The organism is Cryobacterium luteum, assembly GCF_900110125.1.
GTDB lineage: Bacteria > Actinomycetota > Actinomycetes > Actinomycetales > Microbacteriaceae > Cryobacterium > Cryobacterium luteum.
This window is the reverse complement of record NZ_FOCN01000008.1, coordinates 1-26,288: the sequence shown is the minus strand read 5'-3', so window position 1 is coordinate 26,288 and position 26,288 is coordinate 1. Positions and strand designations below refer to the sequence as shown.

Genomic DNA, 26,288 nt, shown 5'->3' with positions numbered 1-26,288 from the left:
CGCTCAGTCCATGTGGCGCGATTCAAGGCGGTGCAGCCACTTCTTGATCAGATAGACGAGCAGCACGAACAGGGCGATGACGCCGACGAACAGGTAGCCGGCGAAGTGCAGCTGCCCGCTCAACTCGCGGTAGCCGCCGGCCGCCGCCGATCCGACGCTCACGTAGGTGAGCGACCAAAGGACGCAGGCGGGGACCGTCCAGGCCATGAAGGTGCGGTACCGCATGCGACTCGCGCCGACGGTCACCGGAATGAGCGAGTGCAAAACAGGAAGAAACCGGGAGATGAAGACGGCCACACCGCCGCGCCGATCCAGGTAGTTCTCGGCCCGAATCCAGTTGCGTTCGCCGATGCGTCGACCGAGTCTGCTGCCCCGAATGAACGGGCCGAAGTGGTGCCCGAGGGCGAAACCGATGCTCTCCCCAGCCAGGGCGCCGACGATGACGGCCACGACGAGGGTGACGAATTCGACCGGGCCGGTGACCGCCGTGCTGGCCACGATCACGATGGTGTCGCCGGGGACGACCAGACCGACGAGCACCGAGGTCTCCAGCAGCATGCCCAGAAAGGCAAGCAGCGTTCGAAGGACCGGGTCGACGCCGGAGACGGTGTCCAGAATCCAAGTGAGGATGTCATTCATTTCTCCCAGCCTACGTGCACGGCGTGATTCGACAAGGTCGCCCGACCACCGCCGTCGCCGTCGTGCCCGCGCGGCAAAGCTAGGCTGGTCAGGTGACCGTGCAGAGCAAGCTCCTGGCCGGCTGGTGGGACCCCGCGGCCGTATTCGCGGCGCTCTACGCCGACGAGGGGTATGCCTTCTGGCTCGATGCCGGCCCGGGAACACGCACCGGCGTCAGCTACCTCGGGGCCGCCTCGCCCCGTTCCCGTTTCGTCACGGCGTCGGTCGGAGCCGGAACGGTCACCAGCCGGTACCTCCACCCAGCGGATGCTGCGCCGCCGGACGTCACGCACGAGACAATTTTCGAGTTCCTGCGTCGCGATCTGGCCGGGTGTGACGACGCGCCGAGCGCGAGCGACGGGTTCGAGCTCGGCTGGGTCGGCTGGCTCGGCTACGAACTCGGCTCAGCCACCGTCGGCACGCCAGCGCACCCGTCGCGCTACCCCGATGCGGCATTGCTCGAAATCGACCGCCTCATCCGGTTCGACCATCATGAACGCACGGTGACCCTCGTGGCCCGCCCGAACGCCGGGTGCGCAACCGCGGTCGCCGACTGGTTCGGCCAGACGCTTGCTGCCCTGGCGACGATTCCGGCGGCGACCGCGCCGACCCGTGCAACCGCGCCGGCGGCATCCGCTGTTCCGCGCTGGCGTCACCAGCCCAGCGACTATACCGCCCTGATCGAGACCTGTCTGGCCGCCATCCGCGACGGCGATGCCTACCAGCTGTGCCTGACCAACGAGATTCGGGTACCTGGGCGGTGGCATCCGGTCGACACCTACGGCGTCTTGCGCTCCGGCAGTCCGAGCCACCACGGCGGTCTGCTGCGATTCGGCGATCTGGCGCTGCTCAGCGCGAGCCCCGAACAGTTTCTTCACGTCGGGCGGGACCGGCGCATCCGCACCAAGCCGATCAAGGGCACCCGCCCGCGCTCGACCGAGCCGAGCGAAGACGACCGGCTTAAACGTGAACTTGCCGCGAGCGACAAGGAACGCGCCGAAAACCTGATGATCGTCGACCTTATGCGCAACGACCTCGGACGCATCGCCGAGCTTGGCACGGTCGCGGTGTCAACGCTGCTCGCGGTGGAGAGCTACCCGCACGTGCACCAGCTGGTCAGCACCATCGAGGCTCAACTGTCACCGGGGGTCACCGGGCTGGACGCCATCGAGGCGTGTTTTCCGGCCGGCTCCATGACGGGCGCTCCGAAACGAAGCGCGATGACTATTCTCGACGCGCTCGAGGGGGGCCCGCGGGGCATCTATGCCGGTTCCTTCGGGTATATCGGGCTTGGTGGCAGCATTGATCTGGCCATTGTCATTCGCAGCATCGTGCTCGATCCCGCCGGCGCGAGCATCGGCACCGGCGGCGGAATCACCGCCCTCTCCACCGCCGCCGAAGAGATCGAAGAGACCCGAATCAAGGCGGCCGCACTGCTGGCGGCCCTCGGTGTCGCCGCGTCCGAGTAATCTAAGGGGTGTGCCCGTGCGCTTTGTCGTGCGTGCGCCCGAGCGCATGCACCGCCGTGCACTCGAACCATCCCCGCAATGAATGAGAGTCACGTGGCACACGAGCACGAAAGCGTACGCATTGACGCGCGCGACGAGAGCGACGAAGAAGTGTACGACTTCTCGGCGATCCAGGCGAAGTGGCAACCCATCTGGGACGAGCTCGCTCCGTTCAAGACCAGCGCCGAGGGTGACACCCGCCCCCGCAAGTATGTGCTCGACATGTTCCCCTACCCGTCCGGCGACCTGCACATGGGGCACGCCGAGGTGTACGCCCTCGGCGATGTCGTGGCACGCTACTGGCGCCACCAGGGGTTCAATGTGCTGCACCCCATCGGCTGGGACTCCTTCGGGCTGCCAGCCGAGAACGCCGCCATCAAGCGGGGCATCGACCCGCGCGGCTGGACCTACGACAACATTGCGCAGCAGAAGAAGAGTATGAAGCTCTACGCGACCAGCTTCGACTGGGACCGCGAACTGCACACGAGCGACCCCGAATATTACAAGTGGACCCAGTGGCTGTTCCTGCAGTTGCACAAGAAGGGCCTCGCCTACCGCAAGGACAGCTGGGTGAACTGGGACCCGATCGACCAGACCGTGCTCGCCAACGAGCAGGTGCTGGCCGACGGCACGAGCGATCGCAGTGGCGCCGTCGTGGTGAAGAAGAAACTCACCCAGTGGTATTTCAAGATCACCGACTACGCCGACCGCCTGCTCGACGACCTCAACCAGCTCGAAGGTACCTGGCCGGCCAAGGTGCTCAACATGCAGCGCAACTGGATCGGGCGCTCCATCGGAGCGGACGTCGACTTTCAAATCGAAGGTCGCACGGAACGCGTCACCGTGTTCACGACCCGGCCGGACACCCTGTTCGGTGCCACGTTCATGGTCGTCGCGCCGGACTCCGACCTCGCCGCCGAACTGGTCGCCGGCTCCAGCGCCGACGTTCAGGCCGCGTTCGGGGACTACCTCGTGCAGGTGCAACGCAGCACCGAGATCGAGCGTCAGGCCACCGATCGGCCCAAGACCGGCGTGTTCCTCGGGCGCTACGCGATCAACCCGGTCAACGGCGAACGCCTGCCCATCTGGGCGGCCGACTACGTGCTCGCCGACTACGGCACCGGCGCGATCATGGCCGTTCCGGCCCACGACCAGCGCGACCTCGACTTCGCCCGCGCCTTCGACCTGCCCGTGCGCGTTGTCGTCGACACGAACTCCCCGGCCACCGGCATGATCCCGGTGATCACGCCGGGCATGCTCGACGGCACCGAAGAACTGCCCGAGCTCGACCCGCTGAGCACCGGCATCGCCCTGGCTGGCGAAGGCCGCCTGATCAACTCCGGTGCGCTGAACGGGCTGAGTAAGATCACCGCCATCAAGCGCATCATCGAGAAGTTGGCCGCCGACGGGCTCGGCCGGGCCGCGAAAAACTACCGCCTGCGCGACTGGCTCGTCTCCCGTCAGCGCTACTGGGGTGCTCCGATCCCGATCATCCACGGCGCCGACGGTGCCGAGATCCCGGTGCCGGAAGACCAGCTGCCGGTGCTGTTGCCGCCGGCCGAGGGCCTCGATCTGAAACCCCGGGGCACGTCGCCACTGGGCGGCGCCGCCGACTGGGTGAACGTGCCGAACCCGATCGACGGCACTCCGGCGACCCGCGACGCTGACACCCTGGACACCTTCGTCGACAGCTCCTGGTACTTTCTGCGGTTCCTCAACCCGAACGATGACACCAAGGCCTTCGACCCGAAGGAAGCCGAGAAGTGGGCGCCGGTCGACCAGTACGTCGGCGGTGTCGAGCATGCCATCCTGCACCTGCTTTACGCGCGCTTCATCACGAAGTTCCTGTTCGACGAGGGCTACGTGAGCTTCACCGAGCCCTTCACCGCGCTGCTGAACCAGGGCATGGTCATTCTCGACGGCGCCAAGATGAGCAAGAGCAAGGGAAACCTGGTCTACTTCACCGAGGAGATCGCACAGTACGGTGTCGACGCGGTGCGCCTCACGATGGCGTTCGCCGGCCCTCCGGAGGACGACATCGACTGGGCCGACGTCTCGCCCGTTGGCTCGGCCAAATTCCTGGCCCGCGCCTGGCGGGTCGCCCGTGACGTCACGAGCGCGCCCGACGTTGAGTGGAAGACCGGCGACGTCACCCTGCGCCGCGTCACTCACCGCTTCCTGGCTGACGCGCCCGGCCTGGTGGAATCGTTCAAGTTCAACGTCGTCGTCGCACGTCTGATGGAACTGGTCAACGCCACCCGCAAGGTGATCGACACCGGTGCCGGGCCAGCGGATGCCGCCGTGCGCGAAGCCGCCGAGGCCACCGCCATGGCGCTGAACCTTTTCGCCCCCTATGCGGCCGAAGACATGTGGGAGCATCTCGGCTACGAGCCGTGCATCGCCCTCGTGCCGTGGCGCAAGGCCGAGCAGACCCTGCTCGTGCAGGAGTCAGTCACCGCGGTCGTGCAGGTCGACGGCAAGATGCGCACCCTGCTCGACGTCTCGCCCAAGATCTCCAGCGAAGACCTCGAAAAGCTGGCGCGGGACTCGTCCGCGGTCATCCGCTCGATCGGTGAGCGCGAAATCATCAAGGTGATCGTGCGCGTACCCAAGCTCGTCTCGTTCGTCACCCGAGGCTAACGCCCAGCGCGGAAGGGTCGGGGACCTCCTCCACAAAGGTTTCCCCGACCGGGCTGTGCACAAATAGTTCGGCCGCCGGCCAGTGGATGCCCCGCACGCTCTAGCCTGCGAACATGCAGCCCGACCGATCCCCGCTCGATTTGGAGCGTCTCGCGCCCGCCGCCCGGGGTCGCCCGCGCCTCCGGGTCGGCGTCGGCGCGGCCGTCGTGTTGCTGCTGCTGGCCCTCGTCGTGGCCGTCATCGTATCCGCCATCGGCCAGCAGGCCGGGCAACGCACGGTGGGTTCAGCAACCGTCTCCATTCCCTCCGGCAGTTCGACGGCCGACTCGTTCGACGCGGGGGCTGGCGCAGCGCCAGACGCTGACGTGGGCGTGATTATCTTCGTGCACGTGCTGGGAGCGGTCACCCGGCCCGGACTGTTCGAGTTGCGCGACGGCGCCCGGGTGATGGATGCTATTGCGGCCGCCGGAGGATTGACCGTTGAGGCCGATCCCGCGGGGGTGAACCTGGCCCGCATCCTCAGTGACGGCGAGCAATTCTATGTTCCCCGTCAGGGTGAAGTGCCACCGGCAATCCCGGCTGCCGGTTCCGGTTCCGGGGGCGCGAACGCCCCAGCTGCCAAGGTCAACCTCAACTCCGCCACGGTGGCCGATCTGGATTCCCTGCCCCGCATCGGCCCGACCATGGCGCAGCGCATCGTCGACTTTCGCACGACCAACGGCCGGTTCACCAGCGTCGACGGACTGCGTGACGTCGCCGGCATCGGCGACAAAACCTTCGAGGCGCTCAAAGACCTCATCACCATATGAACCTCGACCTGCGGTTAATGCTCCCGGCACTGGCCGTCTGGCTGACCGCCGGCGTGCTCATCGCAGTGCCCGCGGGCGCCGGTATGGTTGCCGTGACCCTGTGGCTGGTCGCCGGAGCGTGTACCGCGCTGCTGGTCGTACGCCGGATGCCGCGGCGCCGGCAGTGGCCGACGGCGCCGCCCGCCGCGCGCTGGCAGAAACTGGGCGGCAGTATCGTGCTCTGCTGCGCCGGCGCAGCACTCGCAGCCACCGCCGTCGGTGTCTGGGCGCCGGTACGGCTGCCGCCCGAGGTGCGAACTGCCGCCGCAGCCCACGCAACGGTCACGGCCACCGTCACCGTATGGTCGGTTCCGGTCGCCGCGAAAGCGTTCATCGGCAGCGGCACCTCGGGGCGGGTGCGCTATCGGGCCACGCTGACCGAGATCGACAGCCGCGGGGAGACGACCCGCGTCTCGAGCCCGATCGTGGTCTTCGCGGAAGCAGCCGGAGACGGCACCGAACCGGAGATCGGCACCACCCTGGCCGTGCGCGGTACCCTGCGAATGACCGAACCCGGTGATGCCACGGTGGCCCTCCTGTTCGCCACCGGCCCAGCCCCCAACACCGAAGCAAACAGTGTCACTCCACCGCCATGGTGGCTGCACTGGGCCAATGACCTTCGCGCCCGCTTTACAACGGCGGCGACGAACCTCAGCGGTGACGGGGGAGACCTGCTTCCCGGGTTGGCCATCGGCGACACAAGCTCGGTCAGCCCCACCCTCGACTCCGCGATGAAGACCAGCTCCCTCAGCCACCTCACGGCGGTTTCCGGAGATACTGCGTCAAACAGGGATGGGTTGCATTAGGAGTGAGCAAACTCGAGCAAGTTGTTCGTCTGTCGGGGTCCAACCGGTCTCGGGTATGTGACTAGGAGTCACGAGCATCGACTGCAGTCCCTAGGTCATGCGCTTCGGATCATGACAATAATGCAAGATTCCGCGAATGCAGTATGGCGCTATACGACGTTAGACGTTCAGGAAACTTTTCAGCACGCTCCTGCCGTCCGAGCGGGCGAGGCGACGGTCATCGAGGTGGCCCGCATCTCAGTCAGGAGCGAAAGCGATATATACGGACGGGCCTGCACTGCGTGAACCGTCTTTGAATCCGCTCTGCGCGAGTCTGCGCGCTATTTAGCTGAGTGTCGATAATGCGCACAAGACATATTGAGAGTGAAATTTACGACACAATGCACTGGTCATAATGTATAGTGAAGGTATGACTGCAGAAGACGACGCCATTGCTAGCCTCCGCGACTCCGGCCTGCTCGATGGCTTAACCTGGGCGGCGCCGGCCGCATTTGCGGCGACTGACCAAATTTACGACGAGGACGCTGGGCACGACCAGGGCGTTGTCGGCTATCTCAATTTCAAGCACTTCCGGGATCTCATGGATCGTGCGACCGCGAACGGGCGTTTCGTGCTGGGAGATGGGGTCGACGGCATGGGTTCCGACGTCATGAAGCGCGGCATCACGCCCGACGTGTTTCGGTCGATGCCCTCACTCGAGAGCGACGCGATCGTCCGCCGCGACTACCAGCAGTCGCCGGGTTGGGCGATCAAGGGCTACCGAGTTCTGTTGCAGTCGTACACATTTGGCCAGATCGATGAAATCAAGTGGGTGCGTCGCAGCGACGTTAAACGTCGGGTCGCCTCACAGAACTTCGCCAGCGAAGGGGCGCTTTTCGTGGACGCGGAGTTCGGGCTGGAGTCGATTCTGGGTATCCCGGAAGACCATGACTTCGACGGTGTGACTCTTATCGCTGCACACGCGTTCAATCCGATGACCAAGCAGTACGAGCTCTACATCGGGCAGAGCAAGAACGCCGAGTATCCGCAGGGCTCATGCTGGCATTGGAAGCATCTGCTCCTGTCTGGCGGCACTCGCATCAGCGCTACTGGCACGGCTGTTCCGCCTGCGCTCCCGGGTGACGGAGCGTCGACCAATGTCGAAGATGTGCCGGTGCGAATCAAGACGCGCCGCAGGGAAGAAGGGGCTGGCAGCGCGAATGGTTGATCAGCGTCGCCCGTCCCAGACGCTCGCCGCCGCAGCTTCGTTCTTCAACGGTGAGCGGCTCACCATGGCGAGGCAGCTCGCTGGTCTAAAGAAATCGCACCTTGCCGGGCTTATTGAAATGTCTCCCGCTTCTGTAACCGCATGGGAAAGTGGCGTCAAGCAGCCGAACCGTGCGACTGTCGCGAAGCTTGCGCTCGCGCTCCGGGTCGAGCCGCAGTTCTTCGGGGGAGGGGCGCCACCCAAGGTCAACAAGCCGCATTTCAGGTCACTGCGATCGACACCGCAGATCGCGCAAGACGAAGCTGAGGCCTACGGACGGTTTGTCGCTGAGATCGCGGGGATGCTCGAGAACGTGGTGGAGTTCCCGCAAGTTCTACTCCCAGATCTCCCTGTAGATACCGACGAGCGCAGCATGACGCCCGAGGACGCAGCGCGGGGGGCTCGTGGCTTCTTTGCAGTCCCACCGGGACCAATCCAGCATGTCGTGCGCCTCGTTGAACGCCGCGGTGTGGTTGTGGTCTTCAGCGAACCTGGGGTTGCAGCAATCGATGCGTTCTCACTCCACACGTCTACCAGGCCGATCATCATCCTGAACCCGGTGAAGGACGACTACTACCGCCAACGCTTCGACGTGGCCCATGAGCTCGGCCACCTGATCATGCACCACGACGCCGAACCCGGTGGAAAAGTCGCGGAAGAACAAGCTAACCGTTTCGCCGCTGAATTCTTGATGCCTGCTGACGAGATCGCGCCGTTCCTGCCGAACTCCACCGCTGGAAAGGCGTGGGCGCAGCTCGCCGAGCTCAAAGAACACTGGGGTGTCAGCCTCGCGGCGCTGCTCTATCGTGCCCGCTCGCTCGGCATCATGGGCGATGTGTCCTACCGGAACGCGATGGTTAGGATGTCGCAGAACGGGTGGCGTCGGGCCGAGCCGGGACGCATGTCATCTCTGGAGATGCCTTCAATGCTGCCTCGCGCCAAGGAAGTACTCAGCGAGGCCGGCGTAGACAACGAGACGTTCCTTTCAGGCTCGGGGCTGCCGGTTGGCTTGTATGAAATCGCCGCGTCGCGCGTGCCAATTGGAGCGCGCGGGTGAGGTTCTCAGAGGCATTCGGTGTCGTGCGAAGCGACGCTGATGATTGGTTCGATTCGCACCTGACGATCGACACGAAGCTCTTCATCGATCCAGTTCTGCTACTCGAGGCAGGTGGCGAGTGGGCGGAGGCCCATAACGAACTCGTTGCACATTTCGTTCATTGCTACGGACTGGTCGCGAAGGCGACCGGACCTGCCTCAGTCTCGGGAAAGGCCGCACGTCGCCTGCTCACATTTCCTGAACCCTACGAACTAGGCCTCGGCTATACCGCTTCGGGCACGCGTGGGTCCGGGTCTGGTGATCGTTTTGCCGAACGGATGGCCGACGGTATCGCCGTCGCCCTCGCTCACGGACTGGACCATCCCGAGCACATCGAAGAGATCGGAATCCTGAACGAAGGAATCGGTGCAGACAGAATTTCGGATGCCACGGCCAACGTCATAAAGGCGCGCCTGATTGCGTACACACAAGCTGTTGCCAGGCGGCATGGTGTGCCGCTCTCAGCGCACAAGGTGCGTCACGCACGGGTCACACTGGACGTTGCCCGATGGCACGACGAGGAAGTCCAACTGCCGACGAATCCGCTAACCGGCCGTGCGATCATCCTGGTACCCGAGATGATCCTCAACGGCCTGCCGACGCTTAACGCGGACGATTGGTTCGACGCTCACGTTAACGACGACATTCGTCTTTCGCTGAACCTGAAAGTTGGTCAGGCTGTCACTAAGGCGAGCATCGTTTCATGGGCACGCCGTTACCCTGAGCGCGTCCGTGAGTGGGCCCGGGCGCAAACAAGCCGCAAGGATCTCGCTGGCTACAACTTCGGCGCCGATCCTCTGGGCGTGGTCCAGTGGGATCGCGAACCCGTCCAGTTCGCAGCCGAGCACCCCCTGCCCCCGCGCTCCGTGACTACTCACGATGATCTACTGGAACTGGTTGCAGAAGTGATCGACTGCTTCCGAATCTTTATCGAAGAGCAGCGTGGTTGGAGCCTCCTTTGGAATGACGATGGGTCGGAGAAGCCCGAAGCAGCAGTTCAACTCCTGTTCCTCGGTGTCGCCCAGCAGTATCTGCGCCAGTTCGATGTCGAGCTCGACCGAGAGGTCGAGCTCGGACGAGGGCCTGTTGATTTCAAGGCGTCATCTGGCACCTCCGCCAGACTGCTGATCGAGGTAAAGAAGCTCCACAACGGCAAATTTTGGAACGGGCTGCAGGACCAACTTCCCAGCTATCTGAAGTCGGATGGTGCGACCGATGGCTGGTTCTTGGCCGTGCAATACCGGAATGGTCCCAGTGCGGTCGCTCGGCTCAAGACGCTCCCCGCGGAGGTTGCGCTCGTCGCGGCGAAGGTCGGGAAGCGGATCCGGTATACGACGTTGGACGCGCGACGACCTCTTTCGGCTTCAAAGATCAAAGGTGATGATCGACTCGCGTTCGATGATGAGACGGACGCAGCGGCAAATGTCACGCTGGGTCCGCCGACCTCCGCTGGTATTCGAACTGAGAAGATCGATGGCGGACAACCCCACGTCGCGGGGTTCAGCGGTCGCTCCGGGGACGCAGAACACTATGAGTACATCTGCCCCTGCGGCGACGGACGAATTGTCGAAGAGCACGAAGACGCGCCAGGGTTCCAAGAGCACGACTTATGGATAAGCTGCGACAAGTGCCGCCCGGAGTGGCGCTTCGTTAGCGGGATGCCCGTACGGCAGTGGCGCATAGAACCGATCCCAACGGTCGACACAAAGTGACCGGCGATACCGACGCTAAGGTGATTCCTTCGACGTTGCCGCTGCTCGATTTACCGTTCGCATATTCGCAGGTACCACTTCTGTCGTCCAGGCAGTTTCGGGACGAAGCCAGATCGAAGTGGGATCAGCACGTCTCCATAGAAGACCTTGAAGAACTCCACCGGCTGGGGCTACTCGTCCCCCTATATCGGGCGGACGATGACGTGAACGTTGAAGATCTCGCGGCACCCCAGGCCAGTGATAACAGCAGAATCGCGAGATATGCACGTGAGGGTATGATTCGGGATCCCTCCAGTGAGGATCCCGCGCTTTGGCCGCATCGTCGTCCGGATGATGCTGGGGAAGGTTGGTGGGATGGGTTCTTCTACAGTGAATGGCAACTGTTGGGGCTACGCGACGCACTCGGACAGCGCGAGAACCTGCGCATCGTTCCGGACGACGAGGCGTGGTGCCGCGCTTTCGCAGCGCAACAGCGGCACGAACACGTGGCCTTGGCCGCGCTATCGACGCGGTTCTTCCCGAATGTTGTCGGCCGGGTCACTTACCGAGACGGCGCCGAACGAGAGACGCTCGCTGCTGCTGGCCATGAACTCGACGCCGCGACGAGGCTCGTCGCGGCGGACTTTCCAATCGAACGTCTGCGTCCAGCGGCCGAGTTCTTGCTTTCGCGTGCGCACACGTACGACCCCATGCGCCAGTGGTGGGATCTCCTGAGGCATTCGGATGCGAACGGCTGGTTCCGTCTGCGCGGCGGTGCCCTCGAGGCGATCTGGCAGCGTATCGCAGCTGAGGTGCTTCTGCGCGCGCACGAAGAACTCGCGGCCATCGGCGCGCTCGATCCCCTCCCAAACACGCGTGATCCGCACATCTGGCATCCGCTACAGGAACGCATCGGTCTGCAGCGGGATAGCGACGGTATTCACCGAAGCTTGGCGCGGGTCGGGCTATCGCCGGAGCCATGTGTAGTGCTCGTGCTCGAAGGTGAGACTGAGATGGTTCACGTACCGGCTCTACTGGATGCACTCGGTATGAGTAAGCCGCGACAGGTACGAGTCGTGAATCAGCGCACGTCGAGCGATACGCCTAAACAACTTGCTCGCTATGTCGCGCCGCGCTTAGGACGAGTCCGTGGCGACAGCCACCTTATTGAAGCCGGACCTACAGCGCTGGTGGTCGCCATGGATGGAGAGGGGCCGATCTGGGGCACAAAAAACGCGCGCGATCGTCGTTTACGCGAGCTCCGCGAGATCGTGCGTCAAGAAGTCGCTGAGCAGGGTGGCACACTCACCGATCACGAGCTCGAGATACTCGTGCAGCTGCACACCTGGGGCGACCACAAGTACGAACTCGCGAATTTTACGAACCACGAGCTGGAGATTGCAATCACCTCCGTGCTGCGCGCAAGCCCGGATACCGCTCGCGACGAGGGAAGCTGGTCGATTCGATTGCCCTCGGATATTGAGTACGTACGCGATCGTAAACTCGACATCAAAGTGGTCTTCGATCGCATCCAGCAGCGCGTCAGCAAAGTCGAACTCGCCGAGGCGCTGCTGCCTGTCCTGCTCGCCAAACTCGAAAATGACAACACGCCTGATCATGCCCATCCGCCGGTTCTTGACCTCGCCTACGACCTTGTGGTTCTCGTGAACCGACTCTCCGGAGGCGGATACCGCCTTGAGACACCAGCCTCTGTGGCCGGCCAGTAGGGAGGAGACCTTCCGGACTGCCGCTGGACGCTCCCCGTGAGATAGTCGCCAGTATCTGGATTCGGGTTTACGACGGTGTGCGGACGCGACTCGGGCACGAGATTGGAATCCTGGTCACTAAGGTCGTCTCGAAGAGCTCCGGCACGAGTCGGACCAGCACCCATGCAGGTGTGCCCAGCTGGACCTATCGGCTTGACGCATTGGGGCACCTCGGCGACATCTTGCGATCACCACGGTGCATCAAGTCATGTGTGTAAAGCATTTAAGATTTCTACAACGGCGCATGATTCGAGGGTCACCGACGCTCAGTCAACCATTTTGTCAAGTCGCGCCTTGATTTGGCTGCCTTCTCTGCGCTCCGGCGGGCAAACCTTGAGCCAGCGGCGCAGGACGGCAGCCTCCTCGTCGCGGTGCCCGAGCTTGCGGTGAATGATTGCGGCCTGTTCGGTGTACCAAGGGGCGGGCTCACGGCCTTCACGTCCGTTCTCGGCGCCTTCGATCGCGGCGGTGCAGAGGGCAAGCGCTTCGACCAGCCGACCGTCACGCTTGAGTTGTTTGATGGGCTCAACGAGTTCGAGGTAGTGGATGCCATTGACCATTCCGGCCTCGAAAGAAATCGCACGGGGCCCTCCTCCAGCGAGGGCATCCTGCACCATCTCGCTGGTACTGTCGTGTTGTGCTGCAGCCTTGGCTTTGGAAGACATCGGCGGTCGATTGGTCTCAGACCAGTGACACTGGGGGGACCTTCGCCCAGCCAGGCCCAAGCCTCTGCGCGCAGGCCCCGGGGGAGCATTTCGTAGAAGACCTGGACACGAATGGCTCGTGCGCCCTTCGCTGTCGCGTCCTGCGTGCGAGCGATGTAGCCGGGCAAGTAGCCAATTCTTTCCCCGCCGACGAGAATCACAACCGCTTCGGGGTCTGCGACGTTCTCCGGCTCGCGCTGAAGGCTGCCAACAGTTTCGAGGTACCCGCTGTCCACTATCCCGTGCCGACGAGCCAGGGCGGCTACTGCTCCTTTAGCAAAGGTAGTCGTACCTGTGAGCTGGACCAAGAGCTGATCATTGGGGGTCGATATCGACATTGAAATGTGAACTTGAGCTTGTTCTTTTCTGTCGGAGCGGTTGTCGCGAGGTTGCTTACTTGCCGCCGCGACGGAATCGTAGCGGCCGCCGATGAGCCGTCTCGCAAAACCCATGGGGGCACAGTCCTCGCTGGCCTGAGCGGCCGTTATCTCGGAGCGGATCGAGGAAGTAGATTCCTCGGGATGGTCCCGACACTATCTCGTTGTATGTCTCCGTGACCCTGGGTGTAGCCATGGCATAGCCGGCAGAAAACAGGGGAGAGGATACTTCCCCCGCCGTTCTCACCAGAATCGGTGCGACCTAACTCGCAGAGGTATCTCGGGCTCAGGGCTCGGCTCCAATCCCATCGCGCGTGCATTGCGCGCCCATCTTGCCCGCTCTGCTGATCTGTGCGCGGCATTCTCAGGGGCGTCGTGCACCGGCTCTATCAGCTCAGTTAGGTGCCGGCGCTACCACTGCCCGCGGGCATTGTGGATACTCCCGTAGTCCCTAGACCAGAGGCACCCGGGTGGAACTCGTTGCGCCACGTGAATTCGAAGTATTTGTTGGACTCGGGCTCAACCGCATCAAGCTGAATTGAATATTTATCTCGAATCGAGTTATCGCTGCCGTTTACTATCTGGGCTTTGACGGGGCCGATGAGCTCTCTGCTCCCATTGTGGATAGCACCGACTACTTGGATGTAGGGCGAGAGTGCAAACCACCGGCCGTGTCCAGGCGTGCGCGTCGTCGATATTGCAACGCAATGGAGGCTGCCAGCGCTGCCCATGTGGAAGTCCTCGCCAGCCTCGTGAAGGTTCCCCTCATCGATCCGCGAGTAAAGTGGCCTCGCTTTCTCCTCGCGTTTGATTCGCACGTTGCAACGGGAGGTATTAGGCGCGATTAGTAGTGCGACACGCCCGACGATGGTTGCTAGCCAATTCCTGAGCGCCGCCCACTCATCGGGCATCAGGAGTCCAATGAACAAATCAGCCATGGTCACTAGCCGCTACAGGGCCAAATGGCACGACGGAGCAAGACCGCACGGCAAGCGCGACCAATCTGACAATTGGAAAGGCGAGATTCTCGAGTGATGACGATTGACATTCCTTCGAGTTCGGTAACCTGCGGCGAGCCTCGGTCCATTCTCATCGAAGCCGTGCATTTCTCGCGGCGTTGTTCCCACTTACGGATGATCGCGGCGGCTCAATCGCTCCTCTGGACAGCCGTTCCTCGCAGCCTAAACGGCGGCAGCGTGCACGCGGACGACGTGAAGGCTGCGAAACTAGGATTCGATCGTGTCAACTGTTGCCACGCCATCGGCGTCGTACCACGTTGTTTGCCATGACCCATTTGGGAAGATGCGAGTCGAGTGGTCGAGCCGTGCGTGACTACTGCTGATGCGGGGATCGGCGGTGTACTGCTTCTTCACCACGTCGTCGCCATGCTTCGACTCGTGTACCCATCCGCCTCCAAATTCATAGTAATCAGTCGCCTGGTTGGACTCGGTGGCTTCGTTGTGAGTGCTCATGCGTCAAACGATACCGCGCTTCACTACGTGGCCTGATTCGAAGGACTCTGCGGGAGACCGGGCGAGCTCGGGTCGGGGGGCTGCGTGCCGTTCCCCCGTCGCCGCATCAAAGTTCGAGAGTGAGCTCCGTCGCAGCCTTTGGGGGTCGTCTCATTCGATGGCCCTCTTCGGCTCAAACACCCACCACCTGATCTCGCCCGATGTCAGCGGTTGCCCTCGAAATGGTCGATGACAGCATGCACACCGTGGACCGGGCAAATCATCGACACCCTGATTCCTTGGCTATTGACCACGAACGAAGCCATTCTTGGTTTTGCGGACAATGTCGCGTCGGCGATCTCCGGCCAGTGCGGGTGACAAGTCCCGGATGAGGCTACGCGCGGTGTGCTCATCTGCAGCGATGCCTTCAAGCACCTTGACGGCGATGCCTCGCCTGAAAAGCTCGGTGAGAACGACCAAGCCCTCCAGAAGATTGCGTCCGAGCCGATCGACCTCTTGCACAGTGAGTAAGTCTCCGACTCGCAAGTAGTAGAGCGCTTCGCGCAGTCCCGGTCGGTCGGCCACAGCAAGTTTGCCGCTGACCTTCTCTTCGAAGACTTTCACGCAGATCGGATACAGTGCGTCGTTTTGGCGGGCATTTTACTGATTCGTCGTGCTCACTCTCGCGAGACCCACTAGCGCCATCTGGATCTCCCTGTTCATTGATCGTGTTCACTTATGTGGCTTACACATACCGGTTGCTGAACGGGTTTCTGAACGAATTGCGCGGTTTTCAGGCGGGTTCAGGACTACCTCGCGTGTGTTCATCATCCGACCGTTTGGTGAACGGAGATTTCGAAGACACGATGCCGGCGCGCGGTCTCTTGCTCACGGACACATTGCGGCTCGTGCTACACGGCAGGTTTCGTGCCGTATTCGATGAGCAGAGCCGATTACGTCGCTCCAAGCGGTCATCGCTCCACCGAACCGCTTTAATCAGGGAACCGCGATGAAATCGTAGCTGTTGCTGAATGTTGCCAGCTCGTCACGGCAGAAGCACGTTTAGTTGTCTCAGCGAAATGAGCGCCTCTGTGAGAGTAGTCAGACCGCGCAATTTCTTGCTGAGACCTTGCGCACCCTTTCGGGTGGCGCCGCCAAACGGCCGGGAAGGATGCATGATGTCATTGCGGAAACCAGTAAGACCATGGCTGAGTGAATCCCATCCGATGCCAGATTCCCTTATGCGAGCGCGAAATGGTTCGTCTTTGCCGAGTACGCTAACGAGGTCTTGAAGACTGAGCGACGCGACGATGTCAATGAAGGCATCGTCGGCCAGTAACGAGGCGACTAGTTCCTGCGCCTTTGATCTGCGCCCATTCGACAACGCTGAGAGTGCATCCTCCTGGTGAGGGTAGCGTTGGCGAAGGTAATCGGCTGCGGCTACTTCGAGCGCTGAGAGTTTCAGGTAGAAGTAGGTACGCGCTGCAGCAGAGCCGAGGTCAGCGGGCGTGACGAATCCCGTAATCTTGCGCCCTTCAAGGACAAAAATCAGCGCGTGCGTGCCGAGGTCTTCCACGAGCGATTCGAGTGGCGTGTCCGCGGCGGTAAGGTTTCGGGCCGTGATATTACACATGGAATCCTGAACTGTCGTGCTGAGAGGTCCCTCCTCCCGCTGGAAGATGCCGACAACATGGCCATCCTCCAGGACAGGGCACGCGTCGAACTGCCATGCTGCAAGCAATGCACCTACGTCATTAGCAGAATCGCCCGGTGCAGCTGTGATCGCATGAGCCATCGGAAACTGAAGGTGGCGTGCCTGAATGGACGAACTGATGGAAGAAATATCAGCCGGAACCGGGCGATTCGAAGATGGCATTGCGTCGAGCTCCGTTTGAGTTAAGGGTGAAGTCCATATGCCGTCTGTAAGCAAGGAATCAGAACGCCCGCGACGGGTGATTCAGTCATCGAGACCGAATGCCTCGGAGACCTGGTCAATAGTGAACTGATTGCGCAGCTTCGCCGCGATGTTCTGGTTAGCGAACATGCCTGGCTTCCAGAAGCCCTGCTCACGGGGGATGGCGTGGGTCCACTCGACCGGCACGGCCCATTCGGCGTTGTCATCATCCTCGTCACCCTCGTGGCGATATGTTCCCTCCAAAGGGAGCGCGTTCAACGCCGTCGCACTGCCGTTGTGCAGGACCGTACTCTCGTCAAACCGCTTAGCCTCGTCGAGGACAGTGCCGACGCCGACATATCCAGTCTTCGGGATGCAGACAAAGACGCGTGATCCTGCGGTGAGGTTCTTTAGCGTCCGAGAAAACCACTTGTCGCCACCGCCGGAGACGAAACCGTACTTCATGCCATCAGCCCAGTGTCTGCCAGCGGGCGACTCGCCAAAGGAGACGTACCAGTCTTGCCCGTTCCAGGGCTCGCGAGTCTTCGTCTTGCCTGTGGTCGAAGGAGTCGCGACCGACTGCGCATCATGCTCGACGAGCCATGTTCGTGCGAGGTAAGCAGCCCCGTTGTCGTGGAAGTGGCGGAAGAAGACGACGTTGATCGGGATCCCGAAGTCCTCGTTGAGGAACCGCACGATGCGTTCGGTAGCGGTATCGACGGAAGCAGCAACGATGGTGAAGACTTGGTTCGCGTTGATCATGTCCGGCAGCGTTCCACCGAACTGTTCTTCGAAGGCTTCTTCCAGCGCGACACCGGGGCGGTAGCTGGCGAAGATTCCTATGATCTCGGCGCGGCCCAGCGTCGCGACCCACGAGCCGTAGTCGAGAGTCTGTGCGGTGACGTCGCGGGGTGTCTTGTCCCGCTTGAGTTCGATTACATGTACTGCTGCGGTTTCGTCGATGGCGAGCAGGTCAATGTAACCGCCGTGTGCTGTCGTGACCTGTCGACCAACGATCAGAAGCATCTCGCCCAGCATCGACGGGTCTGACTCAATGTATGACTCCAGTTGGGCTTCGAGGCCGATGACTGTTGCAGTGATGCGGGTCAGCATGTCGCCGTCCGCGCGCCACAGCCCCATCTCGACACCCATCAGTCACGCTCCAGAAGCCGTTGGGTCTCAGCGTCGTACACGTAGTCGATAATGTCGCCGGACATTATCAAGTTGATTGCCTGGTCAATGACGTTCACCGGCGCGACGAACCATTCCGAAGGGTCGATACGGCGTCCTCCTCCGTCAATCTGCTTGATATCGAGCCGCACTTTCGCAAAGACCCGATGCAGAAGGTCTTCAAGCGCAGACACCTTGAGATTGTACGTTTGGTACGTGGAGACAACCTCAACCGGAGCCATCAAATAGGTAGGCTCCTTTTCAGCATTTGCAATTCGTTTCGTGACCGAACCGCGGGTAAAGCCGATCTTGTAAAGATTCTCTCGGTGTGAAATCTGAGGATCGGTGCTCATCGATTTCAAAACATAGATGTATCCAGTGGCTTCGTCATCGGGGAAGATCTCTACTGGGCCCGCGCTCACGACTGCGTACCCGTCCTGCTCAAGGAGTTGTCCGGCTAAGGAACGCCGAAAGAGACGCGATTCCGTGCCGTTCTCGAAAATCGTCTTTGTGCGTGGCTTGTATCGGGTCCGCACCCCTGGGGCTGCCTCAGGATCCGTTATCTCCGCTACGAAGAGCATGATCCCGGAAAGCACGAAAAACTTTCCCTGCTGGATCGCCTGTTGGCCACCGGCCACAGCAAATCTCACGAGCCTAGATCCGCCGTCCCTAAGTTCCGCGTGCTTCTGAACGAAGAGGTGTTCATACTGCTTAAAATCTTCGGACTTGACTCTCGTCGCCACATCATCGGGTGCAACGCGGCGGGCCCGTGCCGGTAATCCGGAAGTGTCTAAAAGCCCAGACCCATCGTCCCCGAGCAAGTCGAAGTCGTCGCTGTTGAGCAGGTCGTCGATCGAAGCGGGTGTCTCAGCAACTTCCAAGAGTCCGAACTCGTCCAAGCGCTTCAGCGCGGTGGATTTGGCTTCGTCAGCAAGAATGCCATCCAGCCGAGCGCCTAACTTGCGTTCAGCGATCTCTCGTGTCGTCGACCTGGGCACTCGGTCGTGGGTGCGACGGAACTCGATTATCTCGAGGAATGCTTTCTCTAGGCGGTCATTGGGCGTGATCTTTTTCGGCTTCTCCTCTACATCCAAGAGTCCGTCGACGTCAGAGTCAATAAGCCACTGCATATCGGTCCCATTGGTGTCCGTCACTGGTGGCTGACTGTTGTTGTTTCCGTTCTCGGCTGCGGTCATGCCTCGTTACCCACCAACATCGCTCGTTGCGCAGCCAGATGGCGCTGCTTCAGCCTCTGAAGGAAAAGGATCGCTTCGGCGTAGCGTTTCTCCGTCGGGTTATCACTGCGCACGTCAGGCTTGCGGCTATTCACCTTCACCCAGATCTGAATCTTCGGCCACAATACGCGCGCCTCGTCTTCGCTGATCTCGATGCGAGTAGCCGTGATGGCGTCGGAGATGATGCGCAGCACACTCGGGGTCACTGATTTGCTCATGACCTCGAAGGCCCGTTGGAACGGGTTTACCGAGTCAATAAGATTGATGTCGATTTCGTCGATGTTGACGAACTTCTCGGCCATCTTGATGAAACGCTTGTCGCCGACCTCGCGAATTTCGCCGTTCTTAATCACAGAGTCCACGACGACCTGCTGCCGCACTTCCTCAACCTGCGCTTCGTTGAGATCCGGGTACCGGTCGCGGATGATCTTCGGAATCAGGACCTTGTTGGTAACCTCGGGGTCGAGGCTGCCTGCAGCGGCCTTCGCGAAGGTGTCGTCCTGGAGGATGGTGGCCTTGAGGTCGTTGAGGTCGGTCTTCACGATCTGCTTCACCCGGTCGGTCGAGGGTTCCTTGAAACCCTTGATCCGCAGCTCACCGGGTTTGGGAGCGTCGTCGTTGCCGGTCTTGGTCTTGAACGTAAAGTTTGGGGCCAGAACTTGTTCCATCAGAAGCGAGGCCGTGATCGCTTTAAGGATGTTGTTGACCGAGTACTTCACGTCATCCGTTGCCGCGTCGGGTTGGGCGATGAGGTTAGTGAACTGAGCGTGCTCCTTGCCCGGGCTGTCCCGGGTGACACGGCCGATGATCTGGATTACCTCCGTCAGAGAGGCGCGGTAGCCGACGGTTAGCGCGTGCTCGGCGAAGGGCCAGTCAAAACCTTCCTTCGCCATGCCGAGCGCGATGATGATGTCAACTCCGTCACGTTCCTTGGAAGCGACGGTTGAGAGGTAATGCTGGGTCTCCGCGCGCTTCTTCTGGTCCGCGTCGTCAACTAGGTCCGCGACCCGCAGGACCTCACCGGTGTCCTTGCGGCGGATGCGAATAATGCCCGTGTCTTCGGTCTCGATCACGTCACCGATCGAATCGATAATGAATCCGACTTCTTCGATTTTGTCTTTAGTGGACTCACCCGAGTTCACGTTCGGGATGTGCAAGATGGTCTTCTTGTCGAGATCGAGGACTTCGCCGATGGCATCGGTGTAGCGACCTTGATAGAAATGGTGACCTATTCCCAAAGATTTGAGGTGTTCATACCCGTTGAGCTGGTCGTAATAGTTGAACGTAACCGGAGTGAACTGAGCCTCGTCGTCCGCGGTCAGAACGGGCACCGAGTCACCGCGGAAGTAGGAGCCGGTCATTGCGACGATGTGCACGTCGGAGCCGCTCATGACGTCGTGCAGGAGGGCTCCCAGCCGGTTGGCCTCTATGTCGGCAGAGACGTGGTGGAATTCGTCGATCGCGAGCACGGTGCCGTTGAACGCATCGGGGGCGAGTCTCTCGAAGGCAAACCGCAACGTGGCGTGTGTGCAAACCAGCGTCGCGTCCGGGCTCTCAAGGAACTTGATGAACGCATTGACCTTGCCCGCGGAGGAGCCCGGTGTGCAGAGATTGTGCTCGGGCTTGATCTCCCAATCAGCGAAGAACCCGCGATCGGTCAGATTCGTCGCTGCGAACGATGGACCGATCGAGCGTTCGGGGACGGCCACGATCACCTTCTTGCGGCCTTGGTTGTAGAGCTTGTCGAGCGCAACGAACATTAGCGCGCGCGACTTGCCCGACGCAGGCGGGGCCTTGATTAGGAGGTGCTGAGCGTCGCGCTTGGCGAAGACGCGCTGCTGCATCTCCCGCATCCCCATCGCGTCGGTGTTCACTGACGCGCCGGTGCGGGCATAGGTCACGTCCACAACATTGAGTGAATTGCTCACTTTTTCTTTCCCCCGTTTAATGCTTCATCTGCCGTCATCTTTTCGTACAGGCTGAAGAGGTCAGACAACCGCTGCTCGTCTGTCTCGTACGCGCGCTTGGAATAAATGGAGTCGACCAGTGTGTCCACGTCGGCGTGAGCAGCGCGCAAATCCGAGGGCATCAGGTCCGGGTCGTACAGCTCAGCCAGAGTTTTTTCGCAGTGGTATTCCCGCACGTCTAATACTCGCAGCGCAGCAGTCGTGAGACGTTCCCTTGTCGCATCGCCCATGGAAGGAACCGGGAAGTTGTTGTAGACGATTGTGTTCGAGTACTGGAAGTCTGAACGCATCCGTCCTGATACGGCATTGACCCAAGCCATATGCATTAGCGAGGTGACTAGGGCGAATGCCCAGAGCTGAGTCTGGTGCATTACCAAGACCTTATTGGAGCCGATAATTTCGGGACCGACATAACCGATAGGGAGGTACTCCCTGCGCTCAGATGAAATGCTGGGAAGAAGGATCGAGTCAGAGTCCTTGTGAGCAAAGAAGTAGAATCTGTTTGGAAACTCAGCCAGGGCCTTCGTGGATTTCTCGGTGCTCTTCAAGCGATGATTGCGAACACCTTGAAGGCGAGCTTCGATTTCGGGTATCTTGCGTGCATCAGAAAGACTTTCCTCCGAAATACTCAGACACCATCGCGTCTTCCCTTTGATCAACTCATCTGCTCCGCAATATCCCTTCACGTAATCGGAAGCCTGTGGGTGGCGTTCGAGGAGCACCTGCTTTTCGGAGTCACTCAGGATTAGGTTCCCGCCGTCATTGGGCATCGATCCATAACCGAGGTGAGGAAGGTGCTTACTCAGGGGGGAGCTCCGGCGGCCGAGCCAGATGTCCGGAGCATCTGCCAAGTACGGGTTGATGCGACCGGCCTCATGCCGAAGTTCGTCGGTGTAGATGTACTTGTCACGTGTGCTGCGCGCCCGGATCGAAAAAACGACACACGTCACACCAGCCGAACCACGGGCCCGATTCGACCAGGTAAATGAAGTGTAGGCGTATCCGATTTCCAAGTCGTGACCTAGCACACTCGGCCAAAGTAGACCTACCTGTTCACCCTGCGTAATCGAATTTGTGGTCACCAAAGCCATCTCAGAGGCCGTGCCTCGGATATAGTCCGCTCCCTTAATTACCCAAGCGGAAACGTAGTCAAGGCTCTTATACTTCGTTGTGATAGTCGAGAGGTCCTTCTTGTGCCCAGCGGATTGATTTCGACTACCCAAATAGGGCGGATTTCCGAGAAGGTATATTTCCTCGGAGCCGTCGTTCGAGCAAACATTGGACCAGTCCGCGGTGATGGCGTTGCCCTGGTGGATCTGGCCGGTCTCCCTGAGTGGGATGAGGGGCAGGTCGACTTTGAACTTTTCGAAGAACTCACGGTTCATCTGGTGCTTGGCGATCCACAGAGAGAGGATCGCAACCTCGACGGCGAAGTCGTCGATCTCGATTCCGAAGAAGTTCTCGACGTTGATCTTGGAGTCGGCAAACAGCACCTGATGCTTGGGATCGATGTCGGTGAGGCGTTCCAGAATTGCGTGCTCGAGACGCCGCAGTTCCTTGTACGCGATAACTAGGAAGTTCCCTGATCCACAAGCCGGATCGAAGACTTTGATCTGCCCCATGCGCTCAAGGAGCTCTTCAAGCCTCCGCGGCGAGTTGAAAGCGGTGTCAAACTCCTCTTTCAACGAGTCGAGAAAAAGAGGTTCGATGGTTTTGAGGATGTTCGGCACCGAGGTGTAGTGCTGCCCAAGATCGGAGCGCTTGCCCGGGGTGACGATTGCTTGGAACATCGAGCCGAAGATATCGGGGTTGATCTCCCGCCAAATGAGCGTGCCGGACTCGATCAAGAGGTCTCGAGCTTTCTTGGTGAAAAGAGGCACCACATCCGTGGGCTTCACGGTGAACAGCCGCCCGTTGACGTAAGGAAACGCGGCAAGATAGGTGGGCTTGTCGCTCGCCCGCTCTGTGTCCAGCGCAGTGAAGAGCTTTGTCATGAACTCGGCGACGTCGGTGCCGTCGGGCTGGGTGTGTGATGCAATGGCGTTCGTGAATTGGTTCTCTGCGAAGATGCGGGTGTCCTCTGCAAAGAAGCAGAACAGGAGCCGAATGAAGAAGACGTTCAGGGCATGCCGGCCGTGCGGCAGATCCAGCAACTCCGGGTTAGCCGCGAGTAGCTCGTCAAAAAGTTTGCCCATTCGCTCGGCAGCCTTGACGTCGGCGTGAGCTTCTGCGACGTACTGGGCCTTTTCCATGCCAGCCCAGGGGAGGAAAAACGTGAAGTGCTTGCCGATGTCCCGGATTGGGATCATCAGGTTCTCACCTGTCTTGGTGTCGACGGCAAGCAGCTCGCTGTAGTCGGTGACGATCACGAACCGAGTGTTGTGCCGGACCACGGTCGGTGAGGTCCGCAGGCTGTCGATGACAGCGAGCGGGTCACCGGTGGTCTCACGGAAGTAGACCACGTTCTTCTGAGCCACGTCGTGCGCCTTGTCCTCGGCGACGTTTATGGAGCCGTTTCGGAGTCGGGTGATATTGCCCTGCGAACGGCCGTAGGCGAGGAGCAACTCGAAAATGAACTCACGGTCGTAGGACTCTCGACCGCCTATCGGGGCGACGCGTTCTTCGACCGCCTTGAGGTTCAGCTTCACTAGGCGATTCCTACTTTCTTGGAGCGGCATTGCGCAGGTACCGTCGATATGGGATGGCTCCAGCTTATTGACCTTCGACCATCGTCCCCGCACTTGAGACTCAGTCACGCGACGCGACGGTCGACCCGATCCGCAACCACACGCATTAGGAGTTGTCCCGCTCTCGAGAAAAGCCAGCCAGCCGCGGGACTGAGGCTGCCTAGGGCAGTGGCGCAGGTGTTCACGGGTGTTACGCAGAGGACCCTCTCTTTCGACGTGGCCTGCGAATCGGTGTTCCGGAATCGCTAAGGCGTTCTGGCACGCGTCGGTCTTGTGAGCAGAATTTGACTCAAACCCTAGAGGCTGGACACCATGCCTGACACGTTGAAACTCATCTAAGTTTTCGAAGTGCTTGGGTGGCACGCGCCGCTGGTGTGGTGACGCTCCAGGACATTTCCACCAATGACCTGAGACAAGTCCTCATCGATGATCCCGACTGGCAATCGCGGCAAAACCCTGCGCAAATCATTCAGAGAATGATTCGCCCGTCTTCCTGATGAGATTTCAGCCGTTCCTTACGCGGTCCTTCGGCGGTTTACGACGAACGACGATGCTAGCTCGTGCTTTGCCTCTGAGACAGAGCAATATGGTTGCCTGCTCGGCCTTCGGAGTTTTTCGAGGCCAAGTCTCGTACTTCGGCTGCCCCTAGATCGCCGGGCAGCGGGTTGACATGTCCGCACCGCTAGCTTCTACTTTGAGCTTGAAAAGTACCTTCACTTCTTCAGGGTCACCGTCTGGAAGACGGTGGTTTCACTGGTGGTGTCAGGTTGCGTCCGTGGGGGAGCGAAGCGGAGGAACGGCGTCAGCAGTTGGGCACCCGACAACACCCCAGCAGGGGTGTTGAGAGGGCAAGACATTACCCAGGTGAGCGTCAGCGAACAGAGGGGTAATGGCGCAGTAAGGACCCGAGGAGCGCAGCGACGAAGGGCAAGGACAGAGCGCAGCGGAGGACGCAGTCGATGTCGGCTATGCCGACCACAAAGCTAGATTTTCAAGTAGCGCAGCGGATTGAAAAACGACGCTTGGTGCCATCCCCCCTTATGCCCTTTCTCTCTATCTCACGCATCCGGAGCTTCAGCGGAGGATCGTATGCGTTTGTGCTGATGTATCAGCGGAAATGGATGATTCAGTCAGATTGTTAACAACCCCGTTGACGCAGTCAACAGCACTAGGGGTTGTTAACGTTGGCATCCATTTCCGTTGGGAAGGCAGGGTTCTGCTGTTGCTATCATTTCTGGGGCCTTGGCACCAGGGTAACAGCGTGCTGCGCAGCAGCGTCGAGGCGGCTTGGCCGCTCTGAGTCAGATCTCGTTTCACCCTGCCGTAGGCGCGGGGACGCGCCTTTTGTTGTTCCACAGCAGCGTCTGACGCAGCGCAGCTGTGGCAGCTTGAGGGCACGTCTTGATGTCGCATCAGTTGCTTCATTGCAGCTTCAGCTGCGCACGTGTAGCAGCACGAGTGGCAGCGCAGCGGCCATCATGGTCGGTGTCTCGGTTTCGATTCCATAGACACAGTCGACACCGTTATTTCGTCACAGTTGTGGTTTCACGATGGAGTCTTCGGGCAACAGCCCAGCATCCGCTCCAGTAACAACTCAGTGACAGACCAGGCAACAGTTGTCAGCGCGAGCGAAGCTTCTCCGTCTGTGCGCTGAGTAATAACGCTCGCAACATAGCTCGCAACAAAACATGCCCCCAGGATCCGTCCCCGGTGGCGTCGTCGCTTTCGCAATTTGCTGTGATCGTTCGTTTAGTTCGGTTCTCTGTCAAATGAAATTGGGAACTAAGCCAAGTCGCGCTTTATGACTTGGCGCAGTTCGGAATTTAGCGTGATCCTTGCTGTCTGATGGGGGTCTTTTGGGACTACAGGTTTGGCGCCTGCGCCGAACCTGGTTGCGCGCTTCTATGCCTCCGGGGGCGCAGCCCCGGGGAGATGTATAGCTGTTCGGCTGCTGCCGGTGAGCTGGGGTGCCAACGCACCTGTTTCTAGTCGTTCCAGCTCTTCTGGGACTTTTTCTGTAGTCATCCACGGGCGTAGAAACGAGAAATACACGTCGTACGTGATGGCCCATCGAGGGGGCGAGGCGCGGCCTGTCGGTTTTCGCGGTCTTTCTGGCTAGATGATCCTGGACTTTCTTGCTGTGCAGGATCGCTGTAAGCGATTCCGGGTAGGAGCAGAACGGTGTTAACGCCGACCGAAAATAGGGCCAGTATCGCCTTGGGTTCTACTGGTCGTTGCAACACCCAGACTCTTGGGAGTTTGTATGACCACGTTAAACCCGACCAATGAGCCCTCGACCGACGAACAGAATCCGTGCGCGGACAAGGCGTCTTTTCTGGCTCTGCTGGAGCGACTTGGTGACGTGACTTCTGCCTCGGCTGAGCTGGGCATCAACCGCGGCACTGGCTACCGTTGGGCGCGCAGCGTTGGGATTCGAGGGCCGAAACCGCACCCTGGGCGTGAGATGTTCCGTGAGCTCCGCGCGGCTGGCACTCCCCGCCGTGAGGCGGCCGCTTTGGCCGAT

General features: G+C 60.6%; 18 protein-coding genes and 1 pseudogene. 9 read left to right on the top strand and 10 right to left on the bottom strand.

Going from position 1 to position 26,288, the window contains the following annotated elements; translation table 11 throughout:
• Positions 1–3: 3 nt before the first annotated feature.
• Entirely contained in the window at positions 4–639 is a 636-nt protein-coding gene (locus BMW72_RS09710) for a DedA family protein (RefSeq protein WP_092110011.1), read from the bottom strand.
• 92 nt (positions 640–731) lie between these two features.
• On the opposite strand from BMW72_RS09710, the gene BMW72_RS09705 reads away from it, so the two are divergent.
• The 8 genes from BMW72_RS09705 (at position 732) to BMW72_RS09670 (ending at position 12,240) form a co-directional block, all read left to right on the top strand.
• A complete protein-coding gene (locus BMW72_RS09705; protein ID WP_241984055.1) occupies positions 732–2,147 on the top strand; it encodes an anthranilate synthase component I family protein in 1,416 nt (471 codons plus the stop codon).
• 78 nt (positions 2,148–2,225) lie between these two features.
• A complete protein-coding gene (gene leuS / locus BMW72_RS09700) occupies positions 2,226–4,826 on the top strand; it encodes a leucine--tRNA ligase (protein ID WP_092110009.1) in 2,601 nt (866 codons plus the stop codon).
• A gap of 113 nt (positions 4,827–4,939) precedes the next feature.
• Positions 4,940–5,635, top strand: a complete 696-nt coding sequence (locus tag BMW72_RS09695) for a helix-hairpin-helix domain-containing protein (RefSeq protein ID WP_092110007.1) — start codon at positions 4,940–4,942, stop codon at positions 5,633–5,635.
• A gap of 17 nt (positions 5,636–5,652) precedes the next feature.
• On the top strand, positions 5,653–6,480 hold the full coding sequence (locus tag BMW72_RS09690) for a hypothetical protein (RefSeq protein WP_167361063.1): 828 nt from the start codon (positions 5,653–5,655) through the stop codon (positions 6,478–6,480).
• Positions 6,481–6,889: 409 nt separating this feature from the next.
• Positions 6,890–7,687 (top strand): hypothetical protein, encoded by a 798-nt coding sequence (locus tag BMW72_RS09685; RefSeq protein ID WP_092110003.1) that lies wholly within the window; start codon positions 6,890–6,892, stop codon positions 7,685–7,687.
• On the top strand, positions 7,680–8,783 hold the full coding sequence (locus tag BMW72_RS09680; protein ID WP_092110001.1) for an XRE family transcriptional regulator: 1,104 nt from the start codon (positions 7,680–7,682) through the stop codon (positions 8,781–8,783). The genes BMW72_RS09685 and BMW72_RS09680 overlap by 8 nt, the downstream gene beginning before the upstream one ends.
• Positions 8,784–8,806: 23 nt before the next feature.
• The gene (locus tag BMW72_RS18990; protein WP_174843183.1) at positions 8,807–10,534 is read left to right on the top strand and encodes a hypothetical protein; all 1,728 of its coding nucleotides are present in this window, start codon (positions 8,807–8,809) and stop codon (positions 10,532–10,534) included.
• Positions 10,531–12,240: a hypothetical protein gene (locus tag BMW72_RS09670; RefSeq protein ID WP_134450443.1), complete on the top strand. Its 1,710-nt coding sequence runs from the start codon at positions 10,531–10,533 to the stop codon at positions 12,238–12,240. The genes BMW72_RS18990 and BMW72_RS09670 overlap by 4 nt, the downstream gene beginning before the upstream one ends.
• Before the next feature lie 305 nt (positions 12,241–12,545).
• Here the strand turns inward: BMW72_RS09670 and BMW72_RS09665 are convergent, their stop codons facing one another.
• From BMW72_RS09665 to BMW72_RS09625, 9 genes are all read right to left on the bottom strand, one after another.
• A complete protein-coding gene (locus BMW72_RS09665) occupies positions 12,546–12,944 on the bottom strand; it encodes a hypothetical protein (RefSeq protein ID WP_134450444.1) in 399 nt (132 codons plus the stop codon).
• A gap of 814 nt (positions 12,945–13,758) precedes the next feature.
• Positions 13,759–14,298, bottom strand: coding sequence for a hypothetical protein (locus BMW72_RS09660; protein ID WP_092109995.1), 540 nt, complete (start codon positions 14,296–14,298; stop codon positions 13,759–13,761).
• Positions 14,299–14,586: 288 nt separating this feature from the next.
• Complete coding sequence (locus BMW72_RS09655) at positions 14,587–14,832, bottom strand: hypothetical protein (RefSeq protein ID WP_092109993.1); 246 nt, start codon at positions 14,830–14,832, stop codon at positions 14,587–14,589.
• A 282-nt stretch (positions 14,833–15,114) separates the two neighbouring features.
• Entirely contained in the window at positions 15,115–15,435 is a 321-nt protein-coding gene (locus tag BMW72_RS09650) for a recombinase family protein (protein WP_198416359.1), read from the bottom strand.
• Between the two features lie 421 nt (positions 15,436–15,856).
• Positions 15,857–16,687, bottom strand: a complete 831-nt coding sequence (locus BMW72_RS09645) for a hypothetical protein (protein ID WP_134450445.1) — start codon at positions 16,685–16,687, stop codon at positions 15,857–15,859.
• Between the two features lie 81 nt (positions 16,688–16,768).
• On the bottom strand, positions 16,769–17,857 hold the full coding sequence (locus BMW72_RS09640; protein WP_092109989.1) for a PDDEXK family nuclease: 1,089 nt from the start codon (positions 17,855–17,857) through the stop codon (positions 16,769–16,771).
• Complete coding sequence (locus BMW72_RS09635; protein WP_174843184.1) at positions 17,857–19,071, bottom strand: GIY-YIG nuclease family protein; 1,215 nt, start codon at positions 19,069–19,071, stop codon at positions 17,857–17,859. Before BMW72_RS09635 ends, BMW72_RS09640 begins: the two co-directional genes overlap by 1 nt.
• Positions 19,068–21,017: a DEAD/DEAH box helicase gene (locus BMW72_RS09630; protein ID WP_241984056.1), complete on the bottom strand. Its 1,950-nt coding sequence runs from the start codon at positions 21,015–21,017 to the stop codon at positions 19,068–19,070. Before BMW72_RS09630 ends, BMW72_RS09635 begins: the two co-directional genes overlap by 4 nt.
• A gap of 17 nt (positions 21,018–21,034) precedes the next feature.
• A complete protein-coding gene (locus tag BMW72_RS09625; RefSeq protein WP_092109985.1) occupies positions 21,035–23,725 on the bottom strand; it encodes a class I SAM-dependent DNA methyltransferase in 2,691 nt (896 codons plus the stop codon).
• A 2,302-nt stretch (positions 23,726–26,027) separates the two neighbouring features.
• Here BMW72_RS09625 and BMW72_RS18985 point away from each other — a divergent pair.
• Positions 26,028–26,288: pseudogene (locus BMW72_RS18985) on the top strand (hypothetical protein); the annotation flags it as partial.